This window comes from Xenorhabdus khoisanae (assembly GCF_001037465.1).
Classification (GTDB): Bacteria; Pseudomonadota; Gammaproteobacteria; order Enterobacterales; family Enterobacteriaceae; genus Xenorhabdus; species Xenorhabdus khoisanae.
This window is the reverse complement of the sequence record NZ_LFCV01000067.1, coordinates 12,963-27,816: the sequence shown is the minus strand read 5'-3', so window position 1 is coordinate 27,816 and position 14,854 is coordinate 12,963. Positions and strand designations below refer to the sequence as shown.

Sequence of the window (14,854 nt, the reverse complement as noted above, 5' to 3'; positions counted from 1 at the left end):
ATGAATCTCGATAATCTGAAACGTGCCGTTTTAAAAAAGAAAATTAAAGAACAACTACAAACTCAGAAGGATCAGAATCAAACGTATCAGAAACGGCCACCAATCAGGCAAGTTGCCCGTGATCTTCCCTTGCCATTGTCCTTCTCCCAGCAGCGTCTGTGGTTCCTTAACCAACTCGATCCGGCCGCCAGTCTGGCCTATCATATCCCTGTTGCGTTGCGTCTGACGGGGCAGCTTAATCATTATGCCCTGACTGGCGCGCTCAGCCGCCTGATTGCCCGCCACGAAATTCTTCGCACCCGCTTTATGCTTATCGGGGGGCAGCCCTGCCAGCATATTGATCCTACCGATGTCGGCTTTGCGTTATCCTGTCAAGATCTGCGCTCATCGGATTCAGAAACACAGGCTCATCGCCTTGCCGAACTGACTTCCCTTGAGGCGCAGAAACCTTTCGACCTGACTCAAGGCCCGCTGATCCGCGGTCATTTGCTGCAAATGGCGGATGAAGAACATGTATTACTGATCACGCAGCATCATATTATTTCTGATGGCTGGTCTATTGGTGTGCTGGTTCACGAACTGGGTAGTCTCTATCGGGCTGCTCTCGACAATCAGGGTGATCCGTTTCCCTCTCTGCCCATTCAGTATGCCGACTATGCTGTCTGGCAGCGTGACTGGCTACAAGGTGATGTCCTTACTAAACAACGTGATTTCTGGTGTGGGCAACTCAAAGGTGCACCCGCTTTGTTGGATCTGCCGACTGACCGACCACGCCCGGCTATACAGACTTATACCGCAGGCCAAGTCCCCGTTCAGTTCGATGCCGCCTTGCTGGAATCACTTCAATTATTCGGGCAGCGCCATCACACTACCTTGTTTATGACTATACTGTCGGCCTGGAGCATCGTACTTACCCGGCTTAGCGGTCAGGACGATATTGTGATTGGTACACCGGTCGCTAACCGTCCGAATCAAGAACTTGAAGGATTGATGGGTTTTTTTGTTAATACGCTGGCCTTGCGTGTCACATTGAATGATACCGCCAGTGTTGCCGACTTGCTCACGCAGGTCCGCGAGCGGGCACTTGCCGCTTATGCTCATCAGGATTTGCCCTTCGAGCAAGTGGTGGAAGCATTGCAACCCGAACGCAGCCTCAGCTACAGCCCGGTTTTTCAGGTGATGCTGGCCTTAAACAACACGCCCGCCAAAACGCTAACGCTATCTGGCCTGCAACTCGCGCCCGCAGAACAGATACGCTACAGTACCCACTTTGATTTGACGCTATCGCTGACCGAAACTGAGGTTGGCTTGCTCGGTGAACTGGAATACGCCGTTGATTTATTCGATTCTGCCACTATTGAACGCATGGTCGGCTATTTGAAACAAGTGCTGGTCGCGATGGTGACGGATGCAACACAATCCATTGCCACCCTGCCGATACTGCCGGCTTCGGAACGACAACAACTGCTGGTAGAGTTCAACAACACTCAGGCAGATTTCCCACAGGATGCCCTGATTCATCAACTCTTCGAGGCACAAGCTGCGCTTACGCCCAATGCCATCGCCATAGTATGCGGAGAGAAATCACTCAGTTATGCCGAACTGAATCACCGTGCTAATCTTCTGGCTTATCATTTGATTGCACAAGGCGTACGTCCGGATGAGCGTGTGGCGATTTGTGCTGAACGTAATCTGGACATGGTGGTAGGCTTGCTGGCTATTCTCAAGTCTGGGGGTGCCTATGTCCCCCTTGATCCCGCTTATCCGGCTGAACGACTGGCGTATATGCTTGAAGACTCGGCTCCGGTGGTGATACTGACGCAAACCACACTCTCAGACAAACTAACGAGCACCGTACCCACGGTATTCATCGATAACCAAGAACCGTTCATTCAAAAACCATTTATTCAAAAACCATTTATTCAAAAACAAGCGGCAGACAATCCGGATGCCCGAGTATTGGGCCTGACATCGCACCATCTGGCTTATGTGATCTACACCTCTGGCTCCACCGGACGGCCAAAAGGGGTCGCCATTGCCCACCGTAATACGGTGAATTTCCTGATCTGGGCACAACGGACGTTCAGCCCTGAGGAGCTGGCTAACACCCTTTTTGCTACGTCACTTAATTTTGATCTGGCGGTATATGAATGCCTTGCGCCACTTATTTCCGGTGGCACGGTTCATATTGTTTCCGATGCCCTGTCATTAATCACCACAGGGCTGACGGCGACAAAGCCGTCGATCAGCCTAATCAATACCGTGCCATCAGCCATTGCACATTTGATCGATGCCAATGCGATTCCTGCTGTAACCAAAACCATCAATTTAGCGGGTGAAGCCCTGAAACCGCATATTGTTGAGCAGTTGTTTGCCCGTTCTTCCGTACAGAACGTGTGCAATCTGTATGGTCCCTCAGAGACAACAACCTATTCAACATGGACACGCATGAATCGGGCAACCGGTTTTGGCACTCATATCGGGCGCCCGATCGCTAATACCCGAATCTATATCCTCGACACTTACGGTCAGCCCGTTCCTCTTGGTGTTACCGGTGAAATTCATATCGCGGGTGCAGGTGTCGCCCGGGGTTACTTAAATCGTCCTGAACTTACCGCTGAACGCTTCCTCATTGATCCGTTCTCCTCTGACCCGAACGCACGCATGTACAAAACCGGTGACCTCGGACGCTGGCTGCCCAGCGGCAATATCGAATATCTGGGTCGTAATGATTTTCAGGTTAAATTGCGGGGTTTCCGGATTGAACTGGGTGAAATCGAAGCGCAGTTAATGCAGTGTCATGGTGTGCGCGAAGCTGTCGTTGTGGCCCGCGAAGATATATCTGCTGAAAAAACCGTCGGCCAGAAGCGATTGGTTGCTTACCTGCTGGCGCAAGATGGGGTTGAATTGGTTCCTGCGGAATTACGCCGGCAACTCTCTTCGCACCTTGCCGAGTATATGCTGCCCAGTGCCTTTATGGTTCTCGACACTTTCCCATTGACCCCCAACGGCAAACTCGACCGTCAGGCACTTCCTGCACCTGATTCCTCTGCCATGGTGGCACGTGGCTATGAAGCGCCGACCGGAGAGTTAGAAATTGCGTTGGCCCGGATCTGGCAGGATTTGCTGGGACTGGAGCAAGTCGGTCGTCATGACCATTTCTTCGAACTCGGTGGTCACTCACTGATGATCGTCAGCCTGATTGAACAACTGCACAACCTCGGCTGGCGGCTTGATGTGCGCAGTGTATTCGCCACGCCTGTCCTGAGTGAACTGGCGCAAGCTATTCTGACATATCAGAACAATACTTCTGCTTTCGTGGTGCCCGCCAATCTTATCCGCGAAGACGGCACCACCATCACACCTGATATGTTGCCGCTGGTTTCACTGTCTCAGGCGGAAATCAATGCCATTATTGAAACTATTCCCGGCGGGGTAAGTAATATACAGGACATTTATCCGCTGGCACCATTGCAGGAAGGAATTCTGTTCCATCACTTGTTGCAGACACAAGGTGATGATTATCTGCTGCAAAGTTTGCTGGCCTTTGATACCCGTGAGCGTCTCGATGCTTTTTCAGGCGCGTTGCAACAAATCATCGACCGCCATGATATTCTGCGTACTTCTGCTTATTGGCAAGCGCTGGCCCAACCTGTTCAGGTGGTTTGGCGTCATGCGCCATTGTGTATCAACGTCTTTACTCCGGTTACAGTGGACGACGTTCCATCGCAATTATGTGCTCACACCGATCCCCGCAGGAATCGTCTTGACCTGAGCCGCGCCCCGCTGTTCGCTGTGGATATTGCCCACGATCCAGTACAAAGTGAATGGCTGTTATCCTTACGTTTTCACCATCTGGTCAGCGACCATGTGACATTAGAGTTGATCTTCGCTGAAATTGCTCAGGTGTTGCAGGGAAATACCGCAATGCTGCCCGCTGCATTGCCTTATCGCAACTTTATCGCCCAAACTTTAAGTGTGCCAGGCACAGTGCATGAAGACTATTTCCGCACCCAACTTGCCGATGTTGTTGAGCCAACAGCACCATTCGGGATACTCAAAGTACACAGCGATAGCAGCGCCATCAACGAATCCCGTCTCCCGCTCAATCCCGCTTTGGCGAAGAATATCCGCGCGCAGGCCCGTCGTCTGGGTGTCAGCCCCAGCGTACTGTTCCATGTCGCCTGGGCACAGGTGTTGGCACATACCAGCGGTCACGATGATGTGGTCTTTGGTTCGGTATTATTGGGCCGCCTACAGGGAATTTCAGGGGTTAAACGAACACTGGGTATGTTCATCAATACCCTGCCGATGCGGATTTCCCTGACAGGACGCAGTGTGCGGGAAGTCATACAGGCCACCTATCGCAATCTGACAACATTGCTGGAACATGAACAGGCACCGTTGGCGCTGGCACAACGATGCAGTGGTGTGGCACAACCCATGCCGCTGTTCAGTGCCTTGCTGAATTATCGCCACAGTCAGGCCAGTGAGACCGAAGCCGCTGACACGGCGTGGACAGGGATGCGTATTCTGGCTGCTGAGGAACGAACCAACTATCCCATCACCCTGTCAGTGGATGATCTGGGATTGGGTTTCCATCTGATGGCTCAGACTGTGCCCGGGATCGATCCTGTCCGCGTGACTCAATATCTAACCACTGCTATCAGTGGGCTGATTGATGCCTTAGCCCATGATCCGCAACAACCCATTCTGCAAGTGCCGATTTTGCCGGCCGCGGAGCAACAGCAATTGTTGGTGGATTTCAACGCTACCCAGACAGACTTCCCACAAGATGTTTTAATCCATCAATTATTTGAAATTGAAGCAGCACGTCATCCCACTGATATTGCAATGGTATGTGGAGAACAATTACTCAGTTATGAAGCGCTGAATCGCCGTGCCAACCGTTTAGCACATCATTTAATTGCGCTGGGTGTAAGGCCGGACGATCGGGTAGCGATATGTGTCGAACGCAGTCTGGAGATGGTGGTGGGGCTGCTTGGTATTCTCAAGGCCGGCGGTGCTTATGTGCCGCTTGATCCGGCTTATCCCACTGAACGGCTGGCTTATATGCTTGAGGATTCCGCACCCGTGGTGCTGCTGACCCAACAAGCAATTCAGCAAACGGTGGGCCTGAATACTACATTTATCGATCTGAATACATGTATCGGCCCTGAGTCTACAGATTCTATACCCATCGTTATGCTCGACCCCCAAGAACCGTTTATGGAAACACAGCCGGAACATAACCCGGAAGTGACGGATCTGACCGCTCACCATCTGGCCTATGTTGTTTATACGTCCGGTTCAACAGGTGTCCCCAAAGGCGTGATGAGTAGCCACCGGGCTTTGTGCAACCGGTTGTTGTGGTTCGTGCGTGATATCGCAACGTCATCATTGACCGCAGCGCTGAAAACCAGCATCAGCTTTGTCGATTCGATCACGGAAACACTGGGCACGTTGCTGGCTGGCGGTAAACTGGTGGTTTTCAACAACCATGAAGTGAAAGACCCTGTTCGTTTCTGTGAAGGCTTGCAGCACTTTGATGTTAACCTTTTGGTGGTCGTACCTTCACTATTGAAACTCCTGATACGGGATCGTAATGATAATAGTCATTACCTGAAATCAATCAGGACATTGATTTGCAGCGGAGAACGGCTTGCCCCTGAACTGGCACGGCAGGTCGTGGCAGAATACCCCTGGATTCGGCTGCTGAATTTTTATGGTTCGTCTGAAATTAATGGTGATGCTACATGGTATGAATACAGCGCGACGCCCGGCATACCCGAGGCTTCGGTGATTGGCCGCCCCATCGCCAATACCCAAAGCTATATTCTCGATACTCACGGTCAGCTTGTTCCTTTTGGCGTAACAGGTGAAATCTATATTGCTGGTGCAGGGGTTGCCCGTGGCTATTTGAATCGTCCTGAACTGACCGCTGAACGTTTCTTTAACGATCCTTTCTCTGCAAATCCGGACGCCCGCATGTACAAAACCGGCGATCTCGGCCGTTGGCTGCCTGATGGCAATATCGAGTATCTCGGTCGTAATGATTTTCAGGTCAAACTACGCGGCTTCCGGATTGAACTGGGTGAAATCGAGGCCCAACTGATGCGGTGTCACGGAGTACGTGAAGCTGTCGTTGTTGTCCAAGAAGAAATAGTTGTCCGAGAAGAAATAATTGTCCGCGAAGAAGATGAACCGAATCAGCAGCGGCTGGTTGCCTATCTGCGTCCACAGGATGGCGTTGAACTGGTTCCCGCTGAACTGCGTCAGCAACTCGCCCTGCACCTCGCTGAATATATGTTACCCAGTGCTTTTATGATGCTTGAAGCTTTCCCATTAACGCCCAATGGTAAACTTGATCGAAAGGCACTCCCTGCCCCGGATTCATCTGCGGTGGTTACACGCAGCTATGCAGCGCCAGTCGGTGAAACAGAAACCTCTTTGGCACAAATCTGGCAAGACTTATTGGGACTGGAGCAAATTGGCCGCAATGACCATTTCTTCGAACTCGGAGGTCATTCCCTGCTGGCCGTCCAGCTTGTAGCACGCATTCGTCAAGTGTTGGCGCGAGAGTTGCCATTACAGAAGATCTTCGACCGACCGATCCTGATGGCGCTGGCTCACACAATTACTGAGGCTGCCACAACGACGCAAGCCATTATCCCCGTCGCTGATCGCAGCCAGCCGCTGCCTCTGTCATTTGCCCAACAGCGTCTGTGGTTTCTGGGACAACTCGATCCGGCAGCCAGTCTGGCCTATCACATCCCTGCGGCACTGCGCCTGACCGGTTCGCTTGATCGTCATGCTTTGACTACTGCCCTTGATCGTCTGATTGCCCGTCATGAAGGCTTGCGTACCCGCTTTGTGTCGGTTGAAGGGCAACCCTGCCAACACATCGACCCTGCCGATATCGGTTTTTCTCTGTTCTGTCATGACCTGCGCCAGATTGCTCCCGATTTGCACGCCAGTCGTGTTGCTCAACTTGTCGATGTTGAAGCCCAAACCCCCTTCGATTTTGTTCAGGGTCCACTTATTCGCGGTCAACTGCTGCAACTGACCGATGAGGAGCATGTGTTATTGCTCACCCTGCATCACATTATCACTGATGGCTGGTCTATTGGTGTGCTGGTGCGCGAACTGGGGGCTTTCTACCGCGCTGCACTTGACGGTCATGATGCTCCCTTACCACCGCTGCCCATTCAATACGCCGATTATGCCGTCTGGCAACGTGGCTGGCGGCAAGAAGCTACACTGACTGCACAACGCAATTTCTGGTGTACTCAGCTTGAGGGTGCTCCGGCCTTACTGACACTGCCTGCTGATCGCCCGCGTCCATCAGTACAAACTTATGTTGGCGGCCAAGTTTCCTTCCATCTTGATGCCACATTATTAGCATCACTTAAGGGACTGGGACAGCGTCATAATGCCACCTTATTTATGACTGTGCTGAGTGCATGGAGCATTGTACTTGCCCGACTCAGTGGTCAGGATGACATTGTTATCGGCACACCCGTTGCCAACCGTCCACATAATGAACTTGAAGGATTGATTGGTTTCTTTGTCAATACGCTGGCTTTGCGTGTCAGATTCAATAACGAACTCAGCGTTGCTGACTTGCTTGCACAGGTCCGGGAGCAGGCACTCGCGGCCTATGCTCATCAGGATCTGCCTTTTGAGCAAATAGTGGAAGCATTACAACCTGAGCGTAGCCTCAGTTACAGCCCAATCTTTCAGGTGATGCTGACTTTAAATAACACGCCGGCCCAGCGGCTGGTATTACCCGGTTTACAGCTTGCATCAATTGAGCAGGCACATCATGGTGCCTATTTTGATTTAACGTTATCACTGACCGAAACTGAGTCTGGTTTGGTTGGCGTTCTGGCTTATGCCGCTGACCTGTTTGATTTCACAACAGCCGAACGTATGACTGGCTATCTGGCAAATATACTGGCTGAGATGGCTTCTGATGAGACGAAGGCGATTGCTGCTCTGCCGATGCTGCCGGAATCGGAAAAACAACAATTGTTGGTGAATTTCAATGCCACTCAGACCGACAGACCACAAAACACCTTAGTTCACTCACTGTTTGAAACTCAGGCCGCCCGGCAGCCTGATGCGACAGCCGTGATGTTTGATGATCAAACTATGAGCTATGGCGAACTCAACCGCCGCGCTAACCGTTTGGCGCATCATCTGATTGCGCTGGGTGTAAGGCCGGATGAACGGGTGGCGATTTGTGTTGAACGCAGTCCGGAGATGGTAGTGGGGTTACTCGCCATTCTCAAGGCCGGTGGTGCTTATGTCCCGCTCGATCCCGCCTACCCGACCGAACGACTGGCGTATATGCTCAGGGATTCAGCACCGGTAGCTTTACTTACCCAGACAACGCTTGCTGATACATTGAACCATGCCGTGCCTGCCGCCGGATACACTACCGTGTTACTCGATGCCCCCCAAGTCTGTCTGTCTGAACAGCCAACCCATAACCCGGACACACAGTCATTGGAGCTGGCATCACATCATCTGGCCTATGTGATCTACACATCAGGCTCGACCGGATTACCCAAAGGAGTAGAAATGCCGCTGGCGGCCTTGTCAAACCTGCTGCAATGGCATCGTCAGGCGCCTTCACATCCCGCTGGAACCGGCAAGACCCTGCAATTTGCCGCGCTGGGATTTGATGTCGCTTTTCAGGAAATATTTACCACCCTGTGTGAAGGCGGCGGTCTGGTTCTGATTAATGAAACCATGCGTCGGGAGCCTCAGCAGCTCCTCCGGTTAATTCAGCAAAAACGAATAGATCGTATTTTCCTGCCCTACATCGCCCTCCAGCATCTTGCGGAAGCCGCCAGCAACAGTGATGACGACTTTTCCTGTCTGGCTCATATTATTACTGCCGGTGAGCAATTGCGCATTACACCCGCCATTCAGCGTTTCCTGCAACGGGCTGGCAACTGCCAGTTACACAATCACTACGGCCCGACGGAAAGCCATGTTGCAACATCCTATATATTGGGCAAAGAGAGTGACCACTGGCCAACGTTGCCCCCCATCGGTCGCCCGATAGCCAACGCACAAATCTATATTCTTGACCAATTTGGTCAGCCTGTGCCCCTTGGCGTAACAGGGGAAATCCATATCGCTGGCGCGGGGGTTGCCCGTGGTTATCTGAACCGCCCTGAACTCACTGCCAGTCGTTTCCTTTCCGATCCGTTCTCCACGATCCCCGATGCCCGTATGTACAAAACCGGCGACCTCGGACGCTGGCTGCCTGACGGCAATCTTGAATACCTCGGCCGCAATGACTTTCAGATCAAAATACGCGGCTTCCGTATTGAGTTGGGTGAAATCGAGGCCCAACTGATGCGGTGTCACGGGGTGCGTGATGCGGTTGTTCTTGCCCGCGAACATGAGCCGGATCAGAAACGTCTGGTCGCTTATCTGCGTCCACAGGAGGGGGTTGAACTGGTTCCCGCTGAACTGCGTCAGCAACTCACCCGACATCTTGCCGAATATATGCTGCCCAGTGCTTTTGTCATGTTAGCGGCTTTCCCGTTAACACCTAACGGGAAACTTGACCGTAAAGCGCTTCCTGCTCCGGATTCATCTGCCGTAGTGACGCGTGGTTATGCAGCACCTGTCGGTGAAACCGAAACCGTTCTGGCGCAGATCTGGCAAGCGTTGCTGGGACTGGAACGGGTTGGACGCCATGACCATTTCTTTGAACTCGGCGGTCATTCCCTGCTGGCCGTTCAGCTCGTTGCACGTATACGTCAGGCGCTGGCCCGGGAGTTGCCGTTACAACAACTCTTTGCCCAACCTGTCCTGATGGATTTGGCCCATACCATTACTGACGCGGCTGCAACCACTCAGGCCATGATTCCTGTTGCTGACCGGAACCAACCATTACCTTTGTCTTTTGCCCAACAGCGTTTGTGGTTTCTGGGACAACTCGATCCGGCGGCGAGCCTGGCTTACCATCTTCCTTCCGCACTGCGCCTGACCGGTTCGCTCAATCGTCAGGCTTTGACCATCGCATTTGATCGTCTGGTTGCCCGCCATGAGAGTTTGCGTACCCGTTTTGTTCTGGTGGAAGGTCAACCCTGCCAACACATCGATCCTGCTGATATCGGCTTCGCCCTGTCCTGCCATGACCTGCGTCAGCTTGATCCGGCTCTTCATACCCGCCATGTGACTGAACTTGCTGATCTTGAGGCGAAAACGCCCTTTGATTTTGCTCAAGGGCCACTTATTCGCGGTCAACTGCTGCAACTGACCGATGAGGAGCATGTGTTACTGCTCACCCTGCATCACATTATCACTGATGGCTGGTCTATTGGTGTATTAGTACGCGAACTGGGTATCTTCTACCGTGCTGCCCTGTATAACCACGATGATCCTTTGCCGCCCTTGTCCGTTCAGTATGCTGATTATGCCGTCTGGCAACATGAACAATTGCAAGGGGCGGCCCTCGCTGAACAACGTGATTTCTGGTGTACCCAACTTGAGGGCGCACCAGCGTTACTGACACTGCCTGCTGATCGCCCACGTCCATCGGTACAAACTTATGTTGGCGATCAGGTTTCCTTCCATCTTGATGCCACATTATTGGCATCACTTAAAGGACTGGGACAACGCCATAACACCACCTTGTTTATGACTGTGCTGAGTGCATGGAGCATCGTACTTGCCCGACTCAGTGGTCAGGATGATATTGTGATTGGTACGCCGGTGGCCAATCGCCCACATCATGCACTTGAAGGAATAATGGGTTTCTTTGTCAACACGCTGGCCCTGCGTATCAAATTCCATGATGGACTCAGTGTGGCTGATGTGCTTGCACAGGTCCGGGAACAGGCGCTCGCGGCCTATGCCCATCAGGATTTGCCTTTCGAGCAGGTGGTGGAAGCACTACAGCCTGAGCGCAGCCTCAGTTACAGCCCAATCTTTCAGGTGATGCTGGCCTTAAATAACACGCCGGCTCAAGAACTGGCTTTACCTGAACTACAGTTCACACCATTTGAACAAATGCACCATAGCACTCACTTTGATTTGACATTATCATTAGCCGAAACTGAAGCTGGTTTGGCTGGTGCTCTGGCCTATGCCGCTGATTTGTTCGACTCTACTACCGTTGAGCGTATGGTTGGTTATCTGACAAATATACTGACAGCGATGGCGGCTGATGAAACGCAAGCCATTGCCACTCTGCCAATGCTACCGAAATCAGAACAACAACAATTGTTGGTGGACTTCAACGCCACTCAGACGCATTTTCCACAGGATGCCTTGATCCACCAGCTATTTGAGGCTCAGGCGGCACAACGCCCTGACGCTATTGCGATGATGTTTGGCGATCAAATCATTAGCTATGGCGAACTCAACCGTCGCGCCAATCGTCTGGCTCATCATCTGATTGCATTGGGTGTGCGCCCGGATGATCGGGTCGCCATTTGTCTCGAACGCAGCCCCGAAATGATTGTGGGTTTACTTGGCATCCTTAAAGCGGGTGGGGCCTATGTTCCGCTTGATCCGGCCTATCCCACTGAACGGCTGGTATATATGCTCAAAGATGCTGCCCCCGTAGTATTACTGACTCAGGCAGCACAGAGCGACAGACTGCATGACACTGTGTCTATGTTATTACTTGATGCACAAGACATTTCTCTGGAGGGACAACCGGAGCACAATCCGGAAGCCCGAATGTTGGGGCTGACTTCACGCCATCTGGCATACGTGATCTACACGTCCGGCTCGACAGGACAACCCAAAGGGGTAATGGTTGAGCACCGCAGTGTTAACCGGTTGGTTATCAATAACGCTTATGCGGATATCGGTGTGAGTGACTGCGTAGCCCATTGTGCCAATATTGCTTTTGACGCATCGACCTGGGAAATTTGGTCAGCCCTGTTAAACGGTGGGCGTTTGCATGTGGTTTCACAATCCGTACTGCTTGATCCGGTGCGTTTTTGTGATTCACTTATCAAGGGGCAAGTGACCGCCCTATGGTTAACCGCAGGCTTATTCAACGAGTATCTCGATATGCTCACCCCTTTATTTGGACAGTTACGCTATCTGCTTGTCGGTGGCGATGTTCTCGATCCGAAGAAAATCCAACGTGTGCAGTTAGCTGAGTCACAACCCGCACATCTCATTAACGGATACGGCCCAACAGAAACTACAACGTTTGCTGCAACTTATACTATTGCATCACCCGTTAATGTTACCCGCTCTATTCCGATCGGACGTCCAATTGCCAATACCCAGATTTATATCCTTGATCTGTATGGTCAACCGGTTCCCCTTGGTGTCACAGGTGAAATCCATATCGCTGGTGCAGGGGTTGCCCGTGGCTACCTGAACTACCCTGAACTTACCGTCGAACGTTTTCTGGCCGATCCATTTTCTTCAGATTCGGATGCACGCATGTATAAGACCGGCGATCTCGGCCGTTGGCTACCCGATGGTAATATCGAATATCTCGGCCGCAATGATTTTCAGGTCAAACTGCGTGGCTTCCGAATTGAACTCGGTGAAATAGAAACCCGGCTCACACAATGTCACGGTGTGCGCGAAGCCGTGGTTATTGCCCGCGAAGATGCTTTTTATAAGAAAACAAGTTATGAGAAAACAGGTTATGAAAAAACAGGGGGGCAGAAACGGTTGGTCGCTTATTTGCTGCCTCAGTCAGGTATTAAATTAGTGCCGGCCGAACTGCGCCAGCAACTCACCCAACATCTCGCTGAGTACATGATACCCAGCGCCTTTGTAACGTTAGAGGCTTTCCCATTGACATCCAACGGTAAACTTGATCGTCAGGCGCTCCCTGCGCCAGACTCGTCCGCGATTGTAGTACGTGGCTATGCCGCCCCGATTGGTAAAACTGAGACAACGCTGGCTCAGATTTGGCAAGATTTATTGGGACTGGAACGAATCGGCCGCTATGATCATTTCTTTGAGCTTGGCGGTCACTCATTGCTCGCGGTACAACTATTGAATCGTATGCGTGAACAAGACATGGAAGTTCCGCTGACCGCTTTGTTCGCACATCCGACGTTGTGCTCACTGGCCTTGGCTGCCAGTGAACACCTAGCTGCTATACCTGTATCGCCATTTGATGCGAACCCCGTACCATTAAGTCCGGCAGGCTCTTTGCTACCTCTATTTCTGGTGCATGAAACTTCCGGCGATCCTTTGGTTTATTCACCACTGGCGACTTTACTGCCACCAGAACTCCCCGTTTATGCGTTGCAGGCGCTTGGCATTCACACACTTGAGCATCCACCTGTGTCAATTGAGGAACTTGCGACCAGTCACATTCAGGCAATCCGTCGTCTCCAACCACAAGGGCCTTATCGTCTGGCCGGATGGTCAATTGGTGGTTTGATTGCCTATGAAATAGCTCAACAACTTACGAGTGACGGAGAAACGGTAGAGTTCCTCGGACTGATTGATTCTTATCATCATGCCAATAACGGTTCCTCTGAAAAGAGTGATGAACTGTCAATGATTACTGACCAGCCTGTAGATAAGGAAGCAAGACAAATTGAGTTCATCATTGACTCACTGCGTACTCACGAAAGTGTTAAAGACGAACAGGTATTGGCAGAACTGTACCAATTCAGCAAATTGGAGCAGGTGATTGATCACTGTATTGCACACCAATGGTTGCCGGCTAATATCACACGAGAGGATGTCCTCATTCGTTTATATACTGCTGAGCTGATTACGCAGCTTGGGCAAGATTATATCGCGCCGAAATCATCCTTACCTATCCATCTCTATACAGCAGATGAGTTAAACAACGGGGATATTTGGCGGGGTTGGCACGATATTTCCGGCCAGAATTCAGAACGCCACATGATCGGTGGGACGCATTTTTCCATGATGCATCCTCCTCTGCTCAATCAGATAGCGGATTCAATCACCGAACACGTGCGAGCCGTTCCTGCTTTCGACCCACGCGTTATCATTCAACTGGGATCTAAATCGGTATCGCCGCTATTCTGCATGCCCGGCGCGGGGGCCAGCCCTTCTAGTTTGCTCGAACTGGCGCTGTCATTCCCACCGTCACTCCCGATATACGCTTTACAGGCACGTGGCTTTACCGTCGAGCATAATTATCCTTATACCAGCGTTGAGGGCGCTGCCCGTGCCTATATTCAGGTTATCCGTGAAACCCAGCCTCATGGCCCTTATCATCTGTTAGGTCATTCTTTTGGCGGCTGGATCGCTTTTGAGATGGCTTTACAATTGCAGGCTGAAGGGGAACAAGTCTCCGATCTCATTCTTATCGATACTGATGAACCTGACCAGCAAGGCAGCGCCCGCAAGTCAACCAATTATATTGAAACGATAATGGAGTTGATCGATATCTACGATATGATATTAAATCAGCCCCTTCCGCTCACCAGACAAGATTTTGATAATCTGGCGCCGGATGAACAGATCCAATTTTTACACAGTGCCTTGGTGAAAGCCGGTCTCTTCCCGGTCAAAACGCCGATATCACTGCTACAGGGAGTCATCCGCGTTATGCAGGCCAACCTGAACACCCGCTATATTCCCCGTACACGTTATGAGGGACTTGTTCACCTGATCAGTGCAGAAAACGGGGATACCGATGAAAGAAAAACCCGCGAAACTCAGTGGAGTACTCATGTTGCTAAACTGAACACGATGCTTGCTCCCGGCAATCATATGACCATGTTGTCCACACCACAGGTTGAGCACTGGCTGACTCAGCTATGGCAGACATTGGATTACACGAATAACCCAAATTCTGCGTTCTTGTTCGGAAAGAGAAAACCTTACTGATTTATTCAAACCGCCCTGAGTCAGGGCG

General features: G+C 51.5%; 1 protein-coding gene. It reads left to right on the top strand.

Annotated elements, in window-relative coordinates:
* Positions 1–14,826, top strand: coding sequence for a non-ribosomal peptide synthetase (locus tag AB204_RS24125; protein WP_200898230.1), 14,826 nt, complete (start codon positions 1–3; stop codon positions 14,824–14,826).
* Positions 14,827–14,854: the final 28 nt, after the last annotated feature.

Bases quoted from the DNA above. Each gene is read 5' to 3' on its own strand.
- AB204_RS24125 (WP_200898230.1), top strand. From the start codon at position 1: ATGAATCTCGATAATCTGAAACGTGCCGTTTTAAAAAAGAAAATTAAA.